General features: G+C 43.1%; 16 protein-coding genes and 1 tRNA gene. 4 read left to right on the top strand and 13 right to left on the bottom strand.

Annotated features, from left to right (window positions below):
* Positions 1-30: 30 nt before the first annotated feature.
* The 3 genes from NSS87_RS10370 to NSS87_RS10360 form a co-directional block, all read right to left on the bottom strand.
* On the bottom strand, positions 31-588 hold the full coding sequence (locus NSS87_RS10370) for a DUF2812 domain-containing protein (protein WP_042186767.1): 558 nt from the start codon (positions 586-588) through the stop codon (positions 31-33).
* Positions 585-914, bottom strand: coding sequence for a PadR family transcriptional regulator (locus NSS87_RS10365; protein WP_042186765.1), 330 nt, complete (start codon positions 912-914; stop codon positions 585-587). Before NSS87_RS10365 ends, NSS87_RS10370 begins: the two co-directional genes overlap by 4 nt.
* A gap of 338 nt (positions 915-1,252) precedes the next feature.
* Positions 1,253-1,336 (bottom strand) — tRNA-Leu (locus NSS87_RS10360).
* Positions 1,337-1,607: 271 nt separating this feature from the next.
* Here NSS87_RS10360 and NSS87_RS10355 point away from each other — a divergent pair.
* The gene (locus NSS87_RS10355; RefSeq protein WP_339246843.1) at positions 1,608-2,369 is read left to right on the top strand and encodes a methyltransferase domain-containing protein; all 762 of its coding nucleotides are present in this window, start codon (positions 1,608-1,610) and stop codon (positions 2,367-2,369) included.
* A gap of 86 nt (positions 2,370-2,455) precedes the next feature.
* Here NSS87_RS10355 and NSS87_RS10350 read toward each other — a convergent pair whose 3' ends face one another.
* Positions 2,456-3,679, bottom strand: a complete 1,224-nt coding sequence (locus NSS87_RS10350) for an MFS transporter (protein WP_076283203.1) — start codon at positions 3,677-3,679, stop codon at positions 2,456-2,458.
* Positions 3,680-3,947: 268 nt separating this feature from the next.
* Between NSS87_RS10350 and NSS87_RS10345 the strand changes: the two genes are divergently transcribed.
* A complete protein-coding gene (locus NSS87_RS10345; protein WP_339246840.1) occupies positions 3,948-5,663 on the top strand; it encodes an ABC transporter ATP-binding protein in 1,716 nt (571 codons plus the stop codon).
* Positions 5,664-6,123: 460 nt separating this feature from the next.
* Here NSS87_RS10345 and NSS87_RS10340 read toward each other — a convergent pair whose 3' ends face one another.
* From NSS87_RS10340 to NSS87_RS10330, 3 genes are all read right to left on the bottom strand, one after another.
* Positions 6,124-6,297 (bottom strand): hypothetical protein, encoded by a 174-nt coding sequence (locus NSS87_RS10340; RefSeq protein ID WP_339246837.1) that lies wholly within the window; start codon positions 6,295-6,297, stop codon positions 6,124-6,126.
* A gap of 18 nt (positions 6,298-6,315) precedes the next feature.
* Positions 6,316-7,761: a DEAD/DEAH box helicase gene (locus NSS87_RS10335; RefSeq protein ID WP_339248505.1), complete on the bottom strand. Its 1,446-nt coding sequence runs from the start codon at positions 7,759-7,761 to the stop codon at positions 6,316-6,318.
* 85 nt (positions 7,762-7,846) lie between these two features.
* Positions 7,847-8,500: an HD domain-containing protein gene (locus NSS87_RS10330; RefSeq protein WP_339246834.1), complete on the bottom strand. Its 654-nt coding sequence runs from the start codon at positions 8,498-8,500 to the stop codon at positions 7,847-7,849.
* A gap of 353 nt (positions 8,501-8,853) precedes the next feature.
* Between NSS87_RS10330 and NSS87_RS10325 the strand changes: the two genes are divergently transcribed.
* Positions 8,854-10,134, top strand: a complete 1,281-nt coding sequence (locus tag NSS87_RS10325) for a histidine--tRNA ligase (protein WP_339246831.1) — start codon at positions 8,854-8,856, stop codon at positions 10,132-10,134.
* 150 nt (positions 10,135-10,284) lie between these two features.
* Here the strand turns inward: NSS87_RS10325 and NSS87_RS10320 are convergent, their stop codons facing one another.
* From NSS87_RS10320 to NSS87_RS10305, 4 genes are all read right to left on the bottom strand, one after another.
* Positions 10,285-12,318 carry a methyl-accepting chemotaxis protein gene (locus tag NSS87_RS10320; RefSeq protein WP_339246828.1) on the bottom strand — a complete coding sequence of 678 codons (2,034 nt, stop codon included), beginning with the start codon at positions 12,316-12,318 and terminating at the stop codon, positions 10,285-10,287.
* A 215-nt stretch (positions 12,319-12,533) separates the two neighbouring features.
* Entirely contained in the window at positions 12,534-13,559 is a 1,026-nt protein-coding gene (locus tag NSS87_RS10315) for a bile acid:sodium symporter family protein (protein ID WP_339246825.1), read from the bottom strand.
* A gap of 175 nt (positions 13,560-13,734) precedes the next feature.
* Positions 13,735-14,682, bottom strand: a complete 948-nt coding sequence (locus NSS87_RS10310) for a radical SAM protein (protein WP_042186749.1) — start codon at positions 14,680-14,682, stop codon at positions 13,735-13,737.
* Between the two features lie 269 nt (positions 14,683-14,951).
* Positions 14,952-15,371 carry a hypothetical protein gene (locus tag NSS87_RS10305; RefSeq protein WP_042186747.1) on the bottom strand — a complete coding sequence of 140 codons (420 nt, stop codon included), beginning with the start codon at positions 15,369-15,371 and terminating at the stop codon, positions 14,952-14,954.
* Positions 15,372-15,500: 129 nt separating this feature from the next.
* On the opposite strand from NSS87_RS10305, the gene NSS87_RS10300 reads away from it, so the two are divergent.
* Complete coding sequence (locus NSS87_RS10300; protein WP_042186745.1) at positions 15,501-16,049, top strand: hypothetical protein; 549 nt, start codon at positions 15,501-15,503, stop codon at positions 16,047-16,049.
* Positions 16,050-16,514: 465 nt separating this feature from the next.
* Here the strand turns inward: NSS87_RS10300 and NSS87_RS10295 are convergent, their stop codons facing one another.
* Together NSS87_RS10295 and NSS87_RS10290 are read right to left on the bottom strand one after the other, a co-directional pair.
* Positions 16,515-17,768 (bottom strand): stalk domain-containing protein, encoded by a 1,254-nt coding sequence (locus NSS87_RS10295; protein ID WP_339246820.1) that lies wholly within the window; start codon positions 17,766-17,768, stop codon positions 16,515-16,517.
* A gap of 158 nt (positions 17,769-17,926) precedes the next feature.
* On the bottom strand, positions 17,927-18,877 hold the full coding sequence (locus NSS87_RS10290) for a nucleoside hydrolase (protein WP_042186741.1): 951 nt from the start codon (positions 18,875-18,877) through the stop codon (positions 17,927-17,929).
* Positions 18,878-18,898 lie beyond the last annotated feature (21 nt).

Here is an 18,898-nt window from a genome sequence, read left to right as displayed (position 1 = left end):
TGCTGTTTATACATATCACAAGAATAAGGACTATTCTCTTATTAAATTCTCTTGCTGAAGCTTTTTAATTTTCTTACGGATAGGTGCGCCAGCTCTAAAAAAAACAAGTCCTAAAAGAATTAAAAACCCGCCTAGAATAACATTTACCAAACTAATGCTGTTGGATGAAGTGAAATAATTCGTTAGCCCAATGAGAATGTTGGCTAAACCAACAATGAACTCTAACCACATGACAGAATTCCATAGTGTGTTGATTCGCTTAAAGTGTTTTATTTTGGATTCCAGATCTGTGTAAATATCAAACGCACCTTCGGATGACTTCTTTCTAAGATAAATCCAGCGAACATAGCTGCTAACACACTCTACTCCATTTTCTTCTAGAAACTTGAGGTATGCCATGCTTTCCGGATGAGTAGGCACATTATCTAAAAGCTCAATTCTATACGTATACTCATTCTTAGACGAGTCAGTAAACACATATTTACACCAGGAGTAGCTTGAAAGGGCTAACCCTTTGGCAGACATTTCATTAAGCCACTGTTCTTCCTTCTCAAAATCCCAAAACAGCTTGCGAACCACATGTTTCATTTGGACTCACCTCCAGCTATTCTCTTCCCATTGGCAATCAGTTCTTCCAACCGGATAAGCTCCCCCTGAATCACTGTCTTCCCTAATTCAGTAATTTCGTATTCCTTTCTTCGGGAGCCTTCTTCCCCTTCTATAGCTCTTATCCAGTTTTTCTCAAGCAAGGTGTTGATAGCTCCATATAAAGTGCCCGCTCCAAGTTCCACTCGACCATGACTTAAATCCTTCACATTCTGCATAATCGCGTATCCGTGCATTGCGGTGTATAAAGACAATAAAATGTAAAATACAGCTTCCGTTAAAGCTCCTCTTTCTGAGCTTTCAGGCATGATTCCATCTCCATTCTATTACTGTTAGCGATATATCGGTTACCGTAATAACATTATTACGGAAGCCGATATAATTGTCAATACAAAAATGCCTATTTTTAGTAAACCTAACCGATCATAACCACGAAAAAAAGCCTATAGTACATGCCTATAGACGGTTCATGATCGCAATTCCCTCAACTTGGATCTACCCCATCTAATTAAATCTATTCCTTCCACTACGCATGGGATGTATCGGACTTAGAAGCATCTAGAATTGAACCACCATCACTTTCTTCAGACATAAAAAATAGGCTTATACAACTGCCAAAGAGCAATTGTATAAGCCTATTTGATGATGCGGTCGAGAGGACTCGAACCTCCACGATATTGCTACCACACGGACCTGAACCGTGCGCGTCTGCCAATTCCGCCACGACCGCACATTATGTACACCAATGAAATAATCACTGTACATAAGACTATACTCTTTTTCCGGATAAATAGCAACATATTTTTAAATCTATGTACAGATAAATCTAACAACAGCGATATAAGCGATATAACATATTCAAATCCCCATAGGCATAACCAATCACAGTTATTCAGTTTATATATTTCACTTATAAGAGGCTGATATGATACAACATAATTAAAAGAATGTGCTACGTCGGAAATATCACTGTAATTCCAAACCAGAAAGGACGAATACGTATGAACCAACAGTGGAATACCGGAACCTATGATACTGATATGGCCTTTGTTTCTCAGTTTGGAGAGTCATTGATTGAGCTTCTTCGCCCCCAGCCTGGCGAACAAATTGTTGATTGGGGCTGCGGAACTGGTGATTTGGCAGCAGCCATCGCCGCTAGTGGTGCCACTGTAACAGGTATTGATGCTTCAGCCGAAATGATTCAGACTGCCCGTGACAAGCATCCCCAGCTAAACTTCATCTTAGCAGATGGGCAAAACTATGTCGCGGAACAGCCAGTCGATGCCGTGTTCAGCAACGCTGCTCTACACTGGTTGACCGACGCGAACGGAGCAGCTGCTTCTATCACAGCTAGCCTACGAACAGGCGGGCGTTTTGTTGCCGAGTTCGGTGGGCTGGGCAATATCGCTTCTATCATTACTGAGCTTCCAAATGCTTTTACCGCTATAGGGTGTAGTGATAAGCTTCAATTACCTTGGTACTTCCCAAGCATCGGACAATATACAACACTACTAGAACAACATGGACTGACTGTTGACCTCGCCCTTTGTTTCGACCGTCCAACCCCACTAGAGGCTGGAGAGCAAGGGTTCCAGTCCTGGCTGAACACTTTTACTAATGGAATCTTAAGTGTCCTAACACCAACTGAACGAGAAGAAGTCCTCTCTTATATGGAACAGAAACTTAGACCGACATTATTTCAGGATGGCCGCTGGGTGATGGATTATCGAAGAATCCGGGTCGTCGCTTACAAACGCGTCTAACAATGAAGGGCGTGGCTTCTTCCTATGCAACAAAAAAAAGAGTGTACTGGCGCGTGTCCGCACCAATACACTCTTTTTATGACCATCTATCTTCTATCTCCCACATATCGATCGCTACCAGCACCAAGTCCGACAACCAGCAGCAATACGCTTGCACCCAGCAATAAAACAAGCGGCATCGTCCAGCTATTCGTTACATCATGAAGCCATCCGAATAATGCCGGGCCCATTGCTGCAAGCACGTAACCTACGGATTGGGCCATTCCCGACAGTTCCGCTGCTTCTTGAGTGCTTCTGGTCCGTAGACTGAAGAACATCATCACAAGTCCGAAGGCAAATCCTCCGGCAATCCCAAAACAGATCGCCCAGACAGCCATTAAAGCACTGCTTCCCAACCAAATGCCACCGATTCCGATGAAATACAAAATAGCCGTGATGATTACTAGAATACGTTGGTTCTTCATCCGACCTGCCCACAACGGCACGAAGAAAGTAAACGGCAGCTGGGCCATTTGCATTAGTGATAGTAACCAACCTGCATGGCTTGATGACATCCCTCGCTCACCAAGGAGAACAGAGAACCAAGCTATGAAGACATAATAGAGCAACGACTGTAAGCCCATAAAAATCGTTACCTTCCAAGCAAGTGAAGAACGCCACATATTTCCACTAGAGATCGACCCCTTGGCCCCAGTCCCTTGATCGAGCTTGCGCATTTGCGGAATCCAGAACAGGGTTGCTAGCGCAGCGATCATAAACCAAATCGCCAAAGTCCCTCTCCAGCCAAATCCAGCATGACTAGCTAGCGGTACACTAATACCTGAAGCGACGGCTGCACATAAATTCATTGAGACGGTGTAGACACCTGTCATTAACCCAATTTTGTGAGGAAACTTCCCTTTAATCAGACCCGGAAGCAATACATTACATACTGCAATAGAAAGCCCGAGTATCGCCGTACCTGTAAACAACAGTCCCGTTCCAGATCCCGACCGGATTAGAATCCCCATAGCAAGCATAACCATAGCAATTAATAACACATTAGCCAAGCCGAAACGGCGAGCTAGCTTTGGAGCAAACGGGGACAAAATGGCAAAAGCCAACAATGGTAGAGTAGTAATAGCTCCTGCTAAAGTGTTCGATAAGCCTAGATCATCCTGAATCATTTGTACCAGTGGACCGACGGATGTGAAAGGCGCTCTAAGTGCCGCTGCGATAAACACAATCCCCAACACTAGCAGCCAGCGATCATATTTGGTATCCGTTAAACCTCTATTCTGAATGTTTCCTTCTCGTTGCGATGCTTTCATCATGTATCCTCCTAAATTGCAACAAGCATAAACGCCTTTGACATTCCTGTAAGGACGGTGAGCGATTACGCCAGAAATATAAAAATGTTTATTACATGGCATTAAGACCTATCATCCACTATTATTATAAAAGTTACAAGCCTTAAGTAATTTCATAACCCTATTATTGACAAAATCGAATGACATCTTTAGTATCCATATAATCAAGACAATTGAGAATCAATTTCATTCGATCTCCTACATATTCCTATAGAAAAGAGTGAACAGAATGCTTCGAAGGTTTTTTTCCTACTATCGTCCGTATAAAAAACTATTTATCTTGGACTTCTCCTGCGCTGTTTTTGCAGGTCTGCTAGAACTAGCTTTTCCGGTAGCTGTCAATAAATTTATTGATGATTTGCTCCCGGGTCAAGATTGGCCGCTAATTCTTATTGCGTGTGTCGCGCTCCTAGCTATTTACGCCTTGAATACAGTTATGCAGTATATCGTTACATACTGGGGGCATATGCTTGGCATCAATATCGAGACCGATATGCGTAAAAAAATGTTCGATCATATCCAGAAACTGTCCTTCCGATTCTTCGATAATAATAAAACAGGTCACCTCATCGGGCGAATCACCAACGATTTAAATGATATCGGCGAGGTGGCGCATCACGGTCCTGAGGATATATTTATCGCCATCATGACACTTGTCGGTGCTTTCCTCCTTATGGCTGATATTAATCTGAAGCTGGCCATTATTACTTTTATTATCGTTCCAATTATGGCTTGGGTGATCATCTACTTCGGACGCAACATGACTTCCACCTATCGCCAGCTTTTTGGAAATGTAGGTAGTTTCAATGCCCGTATCGAAGATAATGTCGGTGGTATCCGGGTTGTTCAATCTTTTGCCAATGAGCAGCATGAACAAGAGCTATTCGCAGTAGATAACCAAATGTTCCGTAAAACTAAGCTTCTCGCTTATAAAATCATGGCCAAAAGCTTATCCGTCAGCTATATGATGACCCGCCTCATTACGATCCTTGTGATGATCAGCGGCGCTTGGTTCTTCATCAATGGCGAGTTGCAAATCGGTGAGTTTGTGGCATTTATTCTGTTGTCCAATATCTTTTTCCGTCCGATCGAGAAGATCAATGCCGTTATCGAGAGTTATCCAAAAGGAATTGCCGGCTTTAAACGTTATCTAGAAATTATTGATACGGAGCCAGATATCAGCGATAAGCCGGATGCCGTAGAGGTAAGTACTTTACACGGTGATATTACCTTCCAGAATGTCTTTTTCGGATACGATGAGGACCGTCCGGTTCTACAAAATATCAGCCTAAAAGTTAAGGCTGGCGAAACGATTGCCTTTGTTGGACCTTCTGGTGCAGGCAAAACGACTATTTGCAGCCTGCTCCCTCGTTTCTATGATGTCACTGGCGGGACTATCACCATAGATGGCATTGATATCCGTGACATGAAGCTGGAGTCGTTACGTAAGCAGATCGGGATCGTACAGCAGGATGTGTTCCTGTTCTCGGGTACGATTCGTGAAAACATTGCCTACGGAAAGCTGGATGCGAAGCTGCCTGAAATCTGGGAAGCTGCTCGGCGTGCCCATCTGGAAGATCTCATTCAGAATCTTCCAGATGGCATGGATACGGTGATCGGAGAGCGCGGTGTGAAGCTGTCCGGTGGACAGAAGCAGCGCCTAGCGATCGCCCGCATGTTCCTGAAGAATCCGCCGATCCTGATTCTGGATGAAGCTACATCCGCACTGGATACAGAAACGGAAGCAGCGATTCAGCAATCACTAGCGGATCTGTCCGTGGGTAGAACCACACTCGTCATCGCCCACCGATTGACGACGATAAAAAATGCCGACCGGATCATGGTCGTGAACGAAGAAGGCATCGCCGAGCAAGGCCGCCATGAAGAGTTAGTCCATGCCGGTGGCATATACAGCCGGCTGCATCAGGCACAGTATAACGCTTAGGGACGTTATATCTAGCTCCCTAGCTAAATGAAGCAAGCCTAGTCGCCAATAACGTGGCGACTAGGCTTGCTTTTTAGTGCATCTCGCTGCTTCCAGCGTGAGATGCTAAATTGGTGAGTTAGAGAGTTAGGGAGTTAAGAGTATTGGAGTTAGAGAGTATAAGGAGTTACGGACTTATGGATTCGTGGGAATGAAATTTAGGGAAATCCTCCCCAATTTCATCGATATTACGGTCCTGATTTCAACAATTAGGGAATTTCTCCCTTTAAATTCACCTAATTAGCTCATAACAGTGATTTCAGGCGATTTATAGGGAGAAATTCCCTAAAAAGCTTAAAATCCAGCGAAAATCAGTAATTTATAGGGAGGTTATCCTATAAATCAAACTCAAACACAACTCTGTGCATAATAATAGCTCTCCGCACCGATAAGGTAACCATGTTCAATTCCCCAAAAATTCCTACGGCTTGCTCAGCACGTTGTACGGGATTTTCACCGTTCTTTTCGGCATTTCCAGCTGAATCAGCTTCATGAACGGGATTTCTACCGTTCTTTCCAGCTTTTTCAGCCAAATCAGCTTCATGAACGGGATTTCTACCGTTCTTTCCAGCTTTTTCAGCCAAATCAGCTTCATGAACGGGATTTCTACCGTTTATTTCTTCGCAATATGCACTTTAAGCTGCTTGCCCTTCACCGTCGTCTCTCTCATCGCTTGCAGTACCATTGCACCTTTACCGTTCAAAATATCCACGTAGGTCACATTGTCCTGAATCGAGATAATACCGATATCTTCTGCAGATATACCCTCAAGCTTCGCGATTGTGCCGACAAAGTCAACGGCTCTTAGCTTCTTTTTCTTGCCGCCGTTGAAGTACAGCTTCATGATCTCTTTGTTCAAGCTTTCGCTTTTGTCCTTCTTGCGGACAGGCTGCTTGTTAATTTTCTGCTCAAACGCTTCCTTCGCGTAAGCAACGGCATCGTCCGAAGGAGCTTTCATGTTCGGGATGCTAAAGCCAATATAACCTTCGATCTCCTTGACCCACTTTTGCTCATTCGGAGTGACAAAAGTGATCGCTTTGCCTGTCTTACCTGCACGAGCGGTTCTGCCTGTACGGTGCACGTAGCTTTCTTTTTCCAGCGGAATATCGTAATTAATCACGTGAGTGATGTTCTCGATATCAATGCCTCTTGCCGCTACATCCGTAGCGATTAGATAACGGAACTGCCCTCTTTTAAAAGCATTCATGACCTCAAAGCGCTCGTCCTGCTCCATTCCCCCGTGGATCTTATCACAGGGATATTCCAAATCAGCCAGCCCTCTAAATACCGCATTCACCTGTTCTTGTGTACGGCAAAAGATAATACAGCTGTCCGGATTCTCCACCGTAATAATATCGCTCAGCAGCGAGAATTTGGCAGCTTGTCTCACTTCAATCAACGCATGTTCAATTGTAGCGGTTGTAATTCCACTTGCTTGTATCTCAATTTCCGTTGGATCACTCATATATTTCCGGCACAAATTCTTAATCACTTCCGGTAATGTAGCGGAGAAAACACAAGTCACTCGTTCCTTTGGCAGCTGCTTAATGATCTTTTCGATCTGCTCAATGAACCCCATGCTCAACATTTCGTCTGCTTCATCGATGATCAAATACTTGATCCGATTTAGCGGAAGCGTACCTCTTTCAATATGGTCGAACACACGTCCAGGCGTACCTACGACAACATGTGTTTTTTGAGTAAGTTCAATTTTTTGTGGAGCAAAAGGCTGCTTACCGAAAAGAGCCACGGCCTTAACCCGTTTAAATCGTCCAATGTTGGTGATATCCTCTTTCACTTGCATGGCAAGCTCCCGAGTAGGCGTTAGAATCAAAGCCTGCGGCTTATTCTCCACCCAATCCACCAAATCACAGACCGGGATTCCGTAAGCTGCCGTCTTACCGCTACCCGTTTGCGATTTAACGATCAGATCCTTTTGCTGAAGAGCTACAGGGATCACTTTGCTTTGAACTTCTGTTGGCGTCTCATATTTCAGGACATCCAGCGCTTTAATAATGTCTTCGTTTAACTCATAATCTCTAAATTGCAATTCACTCATCATTCAACCTCTTCTATGCCGATTGTTCTGGTTAAAGCGGAAACTCCGCGATCCTTCATCTTGTGCATACTTATCATTATAACAGCTATTGGCTCCCTTGATTCCATTCCCTATAGAACTGGTCCAGATAATTAAGCATAAAATCATGCCGTTCTTCTGCTAACTTGCGTCCATAGGTTGTATTCATCAGGAATTTTAATTTTAATAACTTCTCATAAAAATGATTGATAGCCGTTCCTTTGCTGTAATCCCTGTACTCCTTTTGAAGCGATTCATCTCTTGGAGACACTTCCGGATCATAAGCTGGACGACCTTTCGCCCCTGAGAAAATAAAGGTTCTGGCAATGCCAATCGCACCAAGCGCATCAAGTCGATCGGCATCTTGAACCACTTGGCCTTCAAGCGTCTGCATCGGTTCTCCCCCGCCACCACTAAAGGACATCGTCTCGATAATCATCATAATATGATTAATTTGTTGCTCATCTGTAAGGTTTGAAGAAAGCCAGGTACGTACTTTAAGCAAACCTTCTTCTTTAGACGGATTAAGCTTCTCGTCAGCAACATCATGCAGCAAGGCGGCCATCGTGCAAACAAATACATCTGCGCTCTCGATCTTGGCAATTTCAGCGGCGGTGTTGCGCACTCTATCGGAATGCCACCAGTCATGACCCGTAGTATCTTGTCCAAGTTGTTCTTTAACAAAATCTTCGGTCCGAGCTATAATTAAAGATTCATTCATCGTAGAAAAACTCCCTTTCCTTAAGGAATATCGAAGCCCTATTATAGCTGATAACTTGTCCATTCGCCCACAAGAAATCGAACCAAATATAAATTCTTGCTTGCACGACTCCAAATGATCCGCTATAATCGGCAGTAATCAAAATTTCGAAGGGAATTGGTTCTGATGAATACAAATACAATCATGCTGAATCAACTTCATTATTATCACAAACAGCGTTAGCACTCCTGAATTTATTCAGGGAGGCTAACGCTACTCGCGTTGGCCTCCCTGCGGCATAGATCACGCGCAGGACCAAGAGGTCCTGCGCGTTTTTTTATTTTCTAAACTATGCCAATTCAAAGGAGCTACTAATGATGCAAAACATTAAAGGAACTTATGATTACTTCGGTCAAGAGCAAGCGCTCAGAAAGAACATTCAAAATACGCTGCAGGACTTGTTCGAGCTCTATGATTTTGAATCGATGGATACGACATTATTAAATGAATTGGAGTTATTAACCTCAAAATATGCAGGCGGGGACGAAATCCTCAAGGAAATGTACCAACTCACGGATCAGGGCAACCGCAAATTGGGATTGCGTTATGATCTGACGATTCCTTTTGCCAAAGTGATCGCTTTAAATCCAGGGATAGAGTTCCCCTTCAAGCGGTATGAGATCGGAAAAGTGTTCCGAGATGGACCCGTAAAACGTGGGCGTCTGCGTGAATTCCTGCAATGTGATGTCGATGTGGTCGGCATTTCCGGCCCTGAGGCTGAAGCTGAGCTAATGCAGCTGGCTACCGAAGCGTTCCGCAAGCTGGACATTCCTATCATCCTAAAATGGAACAATCGACGTTTTCTCGGTGAGATTCTAGAGTCCATCGGCGTACCTGCGGAAGAGCAACTATCCGTTATGCTTACCCTTGATAAACTTGAGAAAATCAGCATTAGCGGAGTGGAGAACGAGTTGATTGGCAAGGGGCTAGAACCTGCAACCATCACAGCGATTCTAGCCCTTATCGAAATGGACAATCCAAGCTTTGAGCAGTTATGCGACAAATACAATCTCACAACACAACCGGGTGCGTCAGAGGTTCTCGTCCTACAAAATCTAATCCAAGACATTGGACTACAGGAGACTTGCCGCTTCGATCCTTTCTTATCCCGAGGTCTTTCATTCTACACAGGAACAGTTTACGAGATCTTTGATGCATCTGGTTCCTTTGCCTCAAGCTTGGGTGGCGGAGGCAGATACGACGCGATTATCGGACAGCTAGTGGGCAGAGAAGATATTCAATATCCTACGGTGGGGTTGTCTTTTGGTATGGAGTCAATCATGACACTCCTAGCAGAACGACCTATCCAAGAAAATAAAGCAGCAAATGTTATGGTCATTCCCATTGGTGAGACACTACCACAAGCTTTGATTGCAGCAGCCGAGCTGCGTGCCTGTTCTATAAGAACCACTCTCGTATCCGGTAAAAGAAAATTAAAAAAGCAGCTCGCCACAGCTTCATCCAAAAACATCCGTTACGTTATACTGATCGGCGAAAGCGAATCAAGTGTTGATAAGGTACGTTTGAAAGATATGGTGGAACAAACAGAGGTTATCGTTCCGCTGGATGAAGCTATTTACCTCATCACTGGCTAAGCTGGTGTTCGCTTATAAAGATTCACATAAAAAAAGACCCCGCCGACGGCCGGCGGGGCAAAGTTTATATTTAAGGGAGGTTATATATGTACTATAACCTTGCAAGCTTAATATTTTATGAATGACGGATAAAGATTCCCTTAATCCTACTTAGATCTTAAACCGGTCTACCAGCCCCTGTAGCTCCTTGGCACTTTGGGTATTCTCGTCAGCCACCGTAACTTCATGGAATGTCTTCTCAACGATATCAGACGTCTTCACCGCAATATCCTGAATCCCAATAGCCCCCTCATTTACTGTAGCAGCCACTTCATTGACCGCTATAGAAATACTAGATACAGCCATACTTAGATGATCGGCCGCAGTCTCAAATTGATTCATCAGCAAATTCACTGTAGTAGCATCTCTGTTATATTGCTGACTTACCTCCGTTAACCGCTCATAGTCTCCAAGAACATTCTGGTCAATAAAAGCTAGTAACGCCTCTGAATTTTCCTTCATTAGTTCAACAGAAGCATAAACACCTGAAACGACCCCTTGGATCCCAGCCGCAGTCTCTGACGATTTCTCAGCCAATTTGCGGATTTCACCAGCTACAACAGCAAATCCTCTACCTGCCTCACCTGCTCTAGCCGCTTCGATCGCTGCATTCAAAGCAAGCAGATTGGTCTGACTAGTAATCGATAGAATCGTATCCGCCAGTACATTAATCTCTGAGATCGCATTCGACTGTTCAATTGCTTTTTCCATATCGATACGAACAGATTCATACACTCGCTTCGCATTATCCGTAGACTCTATCGCCTCATCTTGTAACACCATCGCCCGCTCACTAATCTGCTTGGAAACTTCAGCGCCTTCCTTCACATTACTGGAGATCTCGGACACATTAATATCAATTTCAGTTATCGCTGCCGTCATCTCTTGTGTTGAAGCTGCTGTCTCCTCCATCCCTGCCGAAAGCTGCTGTGTAGTTGCCGAATTATCATGAGCATTCTCCCGTACATCTATAGACAGCTTTTCAAGAGTCTCCGCATTATCAAGCACCTTGGTGGAGATCGTGATTAGACTACCCGCCATATCACGAAGAATAACCCGTGTTCGGAGCATCGCTATGGCTATCGTACCTGTTTCGTCTTTGTTTTTCGTCAGATACTCGTACTGGGAGTCATACGTCAAATTCAGCTCTGCCGTTCTATTTATCAACTCTGTCAGTTTAGCAATCGGTGAAGAGATTTTTTGGGCAAAATATAAAGCAATCAACAATGCAATAATCAAACTTCCTGCACCCAGAAACAGATTAAAGCTTCTCATCTCATTCACTGGTTTTACAATCTCATCTAAATTTGCGGTTATCCCAAGCAACCAGTGGGTCTCAGGCATAACGGTATAGGCTGATTTTTTATCCACACCATTATATGTATAGCTAAGCAGGCTATCTTCTACTTTTTCACCAGATTTCACACGCTTCACCACAGCCATGATCTGATCATTGGCAACAGGTTGTCCTACTTGCTTCTTATCCGGATGGTACAGTGTATTCCCATTCTCATCGAGAAGATAAGCATACGAAGTCGTTGTATTTACTACTTTTGCATCTGCTAAATACTTAATCATACTATCTGCGGAAACCGCTGAAGCTACATATCCAATCATCTTCCCGTTACTCTTAACCGGATGTACAAATCCTACCACATAAGCCCCAGTAGATTTCGATTTCAGCGTTTCGCTAATTACCGGCGCCGCAGTCTCCATTACTTTCTTCGTATAATTTCTATCACTGAAATCCGTACCTATAAGCTTAATATCACTGTCAGCCACAGCGATGCCTTTCATATCACTGACAAAAGCATGTTCGAGGTTCCCAGCATCCTTCACAATTCCCTGAAGGCTGATATTCACCTCATTCTGTAGCCTACTCCCCTTGGTGACGCCACCATTCTCTGCTTGGAGTAATAATTCGACAATTTCCGACCTTCCTGCAATAAGTTCAATACTTCTCTGCTCCTTCGAAATCATAGCCGATATGGTCTGAGCTTTATTCGTATTGACCTGCTTCATTGAATTCTCAGTAAGGCTCACAATGGCCTGAGTTGACCTTAAATATGTAAAAACCCCCATTACTGCAATACATAATAGGGTCACACCTATCATCATAAGTGATAGTTTAAGACGAATCTTCATTTTCCCTCATCCTTCCGACTACTGTTCATTAGAGAACAATGCAATTGTAAATAATACAACTACTATCGGATATGATGATAAATTAGTGAATATTGACGAAGCGAAAATACGGAAAATATCAAAAAATGTCGAATTTTTGCATATAAATGCAGAAAAAACTAGTTCTACTAGTTCGGTCATCTTCTTTTTACTAGTTATTAAGACCTGTTTTATTTCTAAGATGAAATAGGCGGTTCTGACTGGGATGCTGAGGAAACTTGCGTAATTGCACCCTCTGTTAAAGGGTGTTTAGTTCTGCTACGTAAAAACAGACCAGACATTGCAGCGAGAATTTGCTGGAATAACATTCCTGAAATCACAGGGAGTGCAACAGCCGGAGGAAAATATTTTACTGCGAGCACAGCTCCCGCGCTTAAATTACGCATGCCGGAATTAAATTGTACGGCCACAGAATCTTCGTAGCTAAAGCGGAAACGGCGCGATACCAATGCTCCGATTACATATCCGAGAACTACGGTTACGAAGGTTACGCCAATAATAATCGCTAATTTACTATCCGGGTGTTTCAGATAACGAGCAATGCTAGCACCATTAATAGAGACGACCATGAACAACCCAACCTTTACAAATGGGGAAAGCGGAGGTCCACATACCGTATTCACCTTGCCTTTTGTCCATTGATTCAGAAGCATCCCGACTACCGAAGGAATGACAACCATCCATAGGAGCCCTTTCATCATTTCCCCAAGCTGAATCTCCACACTCGCTCCCATGAGCAAATACAAGGTACCCGGAACGACAATCGGTGACAAGAGCGTATCGATTAGAATAAGTGCCAAAGTTAGTGCAATGTTCCCGCCGTATATGGATACCCACACCACGCTAACGACACCCGTTGGGATCGCAAACAACAGTACAAATCCTGTCACTGTGTAAGGATCTCCCGGAAAAACAGCACTTGCAACGAGCCAGCCAATGAGCGGCATCACGATATGAAGAATAAGCATCAACACGATCAACTTCTGTGGTTTCAGCAGTACGCCCAGCAGATCCTTGAGATTAGATTTCAAGCTCCCGATCAATGTCATAAAGGCGAATATCCATGGGACGAGACCTGTGAATGGTAGCAGTCTGCTTTCATTAAGCACACCAACCACGATGGCAGTAGGTGTTAATAATGGCATGATTTTTTCGAGAACAACATTGGATTTGATGAGTCCATTTCTTATATTCGTAAGCATGTGTCGCATACCTTATGTATGGATGTCATACATTCCTTATCCGCAAATTTAAGTTATAGCAGTCTCTATAAGCTTACAGAAATCATACAGGACTTTCCATTAATCTACTACACAAAAAAGGAACCAATTCATTAAATTGGCTCCATGTCGTAATTTTATAGCAATGCTTAACGATTTAAACCCCTTGCGGAAACAATGCGTCCAGTGCTGGGCATGGCAGTTTATCCAGGAACTGAGCCAAAGGCGCTGGCATGTTACTGTATAAGTCCTTCAATGAGGTGCCCTGATAAATGTTGCCAATAATAACGGGATGACATAATTCAGAGATCAGAATGTCTCCATTGCCATGTAGATGAAGCTGTTTCTTACCCTCTATGCAGTGTGGAAAATAAACGCCCGGTTGCTCCTCGAACCCAAGCGCATCCATAAACCGGTCCATGCAAGTGAAATACAGGGTCGTATCCTCTTTCTTCATAGCGATCAGTTCACTCACAGCATTCTTTAATTGTTCACGGGCAGCTATAGACTTCCAACCCGTATGATCCATGATAATACTGTTCTGAATCTCATGTGTTCTAACACCCATCGCATATACGTGATCACTAATTTCCTTCATATTATCCTGAGTTTCGCTGAACAATAGCGTTTCCAGCACCGTATCTACACTAGTTGCCGCGAACATAGTAATGTTCTCTCTAATTTTCTCATAGATGCTTGGATGAATATTATAATAACGAGAGAATGCGTCCGCTGTAGTAAAATTGAAGGAAATATGTATCGTCGTTAATCCTGCCGCGACCAATTGATCAATCCGTTCAGCATTTAAAAGACTGCCGTTCGAATTGAGCTGTGTCTGAATCCCTCTGGATGAGCAGTAGTTTACAATCTCCACACAGTCATCGAACTTTAATGTGACCTCGCCACCTGACAAGCGTACTCTTTTCAGACCAGGAAGCTCTTCAAGAATTCGGATAACCTCTTCAGCCTTGATGCTTTGTCCATCATTTCTATTATACGCACAACAATAATCGCAGCGAAAATTACAGTTCGAAGTAACTCCTATTTCTAAGCCTTCCAGCTCATAAGTAAGCGTTTTGTCTAGTTCCAATGCTTTATATCTCATTCTCTAAAGTCCTCCTGAAAAATAATGATTTGATTCAAGGGTTCAATCTTAGAGATTATAAAGGTTTACATCTTAGGTTAATGTGAGGTATATAACAGTCGAAGTGTGTTTAAGAAATCCAGGTCAGCAGCTTCAGTCGTAACTACGGGAATGTTTGGACTTCCGGAGACAGCCTATGCTTACGAAGTGAGCTTTCCTACGGAAAGCTTTCAGGCGGTCGCTATCGCTCCTACAGCTCCAAACTTCCCTTCGTCACTACTCAGCTGATCTCATTTTTCGTAATGCTTTCCTTCTTCGAAAGAGTTGCCACCTAATGGTATCCACACACTCTGGTGAATTTTCTTCTCATTTACGACTGAATAAACATAAATCCAACCTTCTTCGTTTTTAAATCTAACTTGTAAATGATAAGGATTATATTGTCTACCTGCTTGTCGACTAATTTCCCATTCTTGATTAGGGTACTTCTCCTCCAAATAGTGATTGAGCTGTTCTGTTTTTCGGGATACTTGATAATCAATCCAGTAGGGGCGAATTGCGAAGGATAATAACAAAAGTACAGTTATGGTAGATACTATAATTAAACCAGACTTCCTAATCTTACGGGGTAAAAACAAGGCTACTCCAAATATAATGAGGACAAAAACAACCGAAAAGATGATTTCTATTGCAGTAATTGGATGCAACATAACCCTCCTCTGAATCAGGCTTCTTTCGAGTTCCATGACCCATTTACTGGTCTGAACCATTAATTTCCAGTATAATGCTTTATTGTAAGCAAACACAACTCATGCAGAACGCTTGAAAGGAGCCAAAAGATGAGGAAAATCATCCTAAATTCACTCATTATACTAATATTCATATTTGTTACAGGCTGTACATCTAATGCCGATACGGTTGATACACCGCTGTACTCAGGGAAAAGCTTATTTATAGGTGTTGTTGGCGAGGTCCCTAAAATAAGAGAAGAACATGTGCACTTCACAAGTATTTCTTTTGAGGAGTTAGAAGATTATTCAAAGCTCTCCTCCAATTATGATGCTGTAGTTATTACGAAAGAGCATCTGAAAGAAGCGGACGACAACAAGTATGTTAAAGTATACACAAATGCAGGCGTTCCTTTCTTCTTTATTGGAGCTACGAAATCATTTATGCCGTTTGTTCTTGAAGACGTATCGTATGAGCACTATTCTTTAATAAATTTTAATAGTGATATGTATGTTACTTGCTATCTTCAAACTGGTGAAACATATAAAACTTGGGGATACGGACTTTACAACGGCAAAGTAAATGAACCCAACATTAAAAATGTATACTCAGGGATGTTCACTACTATCGAGTCCATCAAGAATGGTACGTATGAATAGGCATATCCCCCTTCATAAGAGAAAGATCATTTATACCGTGAAACCTATAAATTCCGATCCATTTTAGAAATCATATCCCAAACTCCTCCACCTCCTGCACCCAGTCAATGAAATTGTGATGGAAGATGGCAAGGGAGATTTATAGGGAAAAACTCCCTATATTTAGGATGATTTCTTCACAATTACCCAGTTATGCCGAATTTCTCCCTCTAATGCGGGGAATTTTCTAAAAAACGATGATATCCGCTGAAATATAGGGAGAAATTCACTATATTCCACCTGTACAACCCTAAAATACAGAATTTATAGGGAGGATTTCCCTATACTTTAATAGATCTATTCCATTCTAGCTTTATGTGAGAAAGATAAGGATAATTTATTGCGCAAGCATATATTTTTTTCTTTTTAAGAAAAAAAGGCTGCCAAATGGCAGCCCTTTTCTTTGGATAACGTATCATAAATCGCCTACAACTCCACCGACTTGCCCATCTCATTCCAGACAGGCTGTCCAATCAAGCCCACACGCCAGATTGCAATCCCTTTAAGTCCATAACGTTTGGCAAGTCCAACCTTGGAATTTACTGATGTTTCATTCTCACTGTATACGGAAATACCGAGAATCAGCTTATCCTTACTCACTTGCTGAAGTGCAAGCCGGATGCCTTCATCAACTAAACTCATCGGCTCTGGAATTTTTTTCTCTTGCAAATAATCATAAGCCATAATGACCAAATCGTCTGCGAGGCTTCCCAGCGTCTTGTAATCATAACCTTTATAAGAGCTGTTTAATGGATGAAGAATAACCGTGAGCTTAAGACCTGCTGCATGTGCTTTTTGAGACAAATTCTTCACAAAAGCATTATAATCGGCTTGCACCTTTGCTTTATCTCCCGTTAGACCCAGTCCTTCGAGATCCAGCGTGATGCCTTGGAATCCCTTTTGTGTAGCCAGATCAACGATTCCTGTAATCGTCTGCTCTTGAAGCGTTTTATCTTCCAGATTCTTCGTGAGCTCCGCTGCAGTATCACCAGAAAAGACCATCAGATAAGGCGCTGTACCACCTGCTGCTGCATTCGAGACAATAGACTCTGGGGTTACATCCCCAGCTGCTTGAGGCCATCTAAAGTCAGTGCCTGTCGTGGTGAATTGTCCACTTTTATCAATCCCGCTCCACCCAAAAGCTACAGCATCAAAGCTAGGAAGTAACGAAATTTCACTGTATGAGCTAAGCGCATAAAAGCCCAGCTTATACATATCCGTCTTTGGTGAAGTGATCGATACCGTTTTGGTTGCTTGATCCCATGCTACGCCCGCACCAAACTGCTGGCCGAAGAAGCTAAGTGGAATCATCGTGTTATTACGGATCGTTTGCGGGGCAACCCCTAGCTTCACAACTTCGCCGTTTACACCTGCATTTTTACTACCAAGGGTCAACGTTACCACTTTAGTACCCGCTGTATCCGTCTTGGTCGCGGTAATTTTCTTAAGTGCTTGATTCCACTCTACGTTGATCCCCAGCGCTTCTGATATCGCCCGGAATGGAACCATCGTTGTTCCGTTCATCACAACAGGCTCTACTGGAAACGGTAGTGCATAACCATCCAGCACAATACTAACTCCACCTGCGGGTGCTGCTTGTGTAGTGTTTTGGAATAATGCCGTGGTGCCGCCTAGCGAAATCGCCAGGCATAAAACCAATTTGCCAATCCGTTTGTTCATGACTGTTAAGTCTCCCATCTTCCATAATATGAAGTGTAATCTCTTAAACTCTTTATATGTCTTCTACCATTTTACCAAAGATTATCCAATTGTAAAATTAATAGATTGTCATCTATGAGCTTCGAAATTATTTTTCATATTAGTAGAGGTCGACAAAATTACATAAACACGCTCAAAAAGGTTCCCACTGCTCGTTCAACATCTACATCCACAGCAACTTGTATGGGTTTACCCACTTTTGGCTGAGCCCGCAAATCCGCTACGACCATTCCCGATGTAAATTCACCTTTGTGCTCCACACGAACATTCATTTCTTTATAGGTTACTAGATCTGGTTGCAGCGCAACCATAAGCGCGAGCGGATCATGCAGCGGTGCACTGTTAATCAAAAAGTTCGCTTCACGATAGAAATTAAAATAATGAGTGAGCGATTGTTCCATAAACGAAATGATCGCTTTATTCTCTTCACGTCCAAAACGGTTTAACAAATCGATATGCTCTTGGGTAATCCGCGTCTTAAGCGTAACGTCTAAACCCACCATCATAACGGGAAGTCCAGATGTAAATACATGATCTGCAGCTTCAGGGTCTCCAGCAATATTCGCTTCCGCAACCGGTGTTCTATTGCCGGGATTGAAGATCGTACCGCCCATCACCACTACTTTTTTCAAAGTATTCTTAATGCCAGGGTCCATATCAAGCGCCATCGAAAGGTTGGTTAGATGTGCCAGTGTAACTAATACAATTTCTCCGGGATTCTCATTAGCCATCCGAACAATAAACTCAGATGCAGTTTCGCTAATGGGACGCTGGCTGGATGGAGCAATTTCCACATTACCAATACCGTTCTCACCATGCACATGAGTGGCGTAGCCTGAGTGCTCACGAACAAGTGCCTTGGATGCTCCAATAGCTACAGGAATCTCATAACCAGGTTTAGCAAGCTCAATCAGTCGCAGTGAATTGTCCGCCGCCTTGTCGACATCAATATTCCCAAAAACGGTTGTAATTCCTTCTACAATTACGTTTGGAGCGCGTAAGGCATATAGAATTGCCAGTGCGTCATCAATTCCTGTGTCTGCATCAATAATAATTCGTGTTTTGCTCATTAATGTTCTCTCCCACCCTGC

The organism is Paenibacillus sp. FSL F4-0243 (assembly GCF_037963295.1).
Lineage (GTDB): Bacteria > Bacillota > Bacilli > Paenibacillales > Paenibacillaceae > Paenibacillus_AQ.
The sequence above is the reverse complement of the archived record's forward strand: the minus strand, read 5'-3'. Positions and strand labels throughout refer to the sequence as shown.

Excerpts from the sequence above, each read along its gene's own strand:
- NSS87_RS10355 (WP_339246843.1), top strand. The coding sequence starts at position 1,608 with ATGAACCAACAGTGGAATACCGGAACCTATGATACTGATATGGCCTTT.
- NSS87_RS10325 (WP_339246831.1), top strand. The coding sequence starts at position 8,854 with ATGATGCAAAACATTAAAGGAACTTATGATTACTTCGGTCAAGAGCAA.
- NSS87_RS10300 (WP_042186745.1), top strand. The coding sequence starts at position 15,501 with ATGAGGAAAATCATCCTAAATTCACTCATTATACTAATATTCATATTT.
- NSS87_RS10345 (WP_339246840.1), top strand. The coding sequence starts at position 3,948 with ATGCTTCGAAGGTTTTTTTCCTACTATCGTCCGTATAAAAAACTATTT.
- NSS87_RS10365 (WP_042186765.1), bottom strand. The coding sequence starts at position 914 with ATGCCTGAAAGCTCAGAAAGAGGAGCTTTAACGGAAGCTGTATTTTAC.
- NSS87_RS10335 (WP_339248505.1), bottom strand. The coding sequence starts at position 7,761 with ATGAGTGAATTGCAATTTAGAGATTATGAGTTAAACGAAGACATTATT.
- NSS87_RS10330 (WP_339246834.1), bottom strand. The coding sequence starts at position 8,500 with ATGAATGAATCTTTAATTATAGCTCGGACCGAAGATTTTGTTAAAGAA.
- NSS87_RS10320 (WP_339246828.1), bottom strand. The coding sequence starts at position 12,318 with ATGAAGATTCGTCTTAAACTATCACTTATGATGATAGGTGTGACCCTA.
- NSS87_RS10340 (WP_339246837.1), bottom strand. The coding sequence starts at position 6,297 with ATGAAGCTGATTTGGCTGAAAAAGCTGGAAAGAACGGTAGAAATCCCG.
- NSS87_RS10290 (WP_042186741.1), bottom strand. The coding sequence starts at position 18,877 with ATGAGCAAAACACGAATTATTATTGATGCAGACACAGGAATTGATGAC.
- NSS87_RS10305 (WP_042186747.1), bottom strand. The coding sequence starts at position 15,371 with ATGTTGCATCCAATTACTGCAATAGAAATCATCTTTTCGGTTGTTTTT.
- NSS87_RS10315 (WP_339246825.1), bottom strand. The coding sequence starts at position 13,559 with ATGCTTACGAATATAAGAAATGGACTCATCAAATCCAATGTTGTTCTC.
- NSS87_RS10370 (WP_042186767.1), bottom strand. The coding sequence starts at position 588 with ATGAAACATGTGGTTCGCAAGCTGTTTTGGGATTTTGAGAAGGAAGAA.
- NSS87_RS10350 (WP_076283203.1), bottom strand. The coding sequence starts at position 3,679 with ATGAAAGCATCGCAACGAGAAGGAAACATTCAGAATAGAGGTTTAACG.
- NSS87_RS10310 (WP_042186749.1), bottom strand. The coding sequence starts at position 14,682 with ATGAGATATAAAGCATTGGAACTAGACAAAACGCTTACTTATGAGCTG.
- NSS87_RS10295 (WP_339246820.1), bottom strand. The coding sequence starts at position 17,768 with ATGAACAAACGGATTGGCAAATTGGTTTTATGCCTGGCGATTTCGCTA.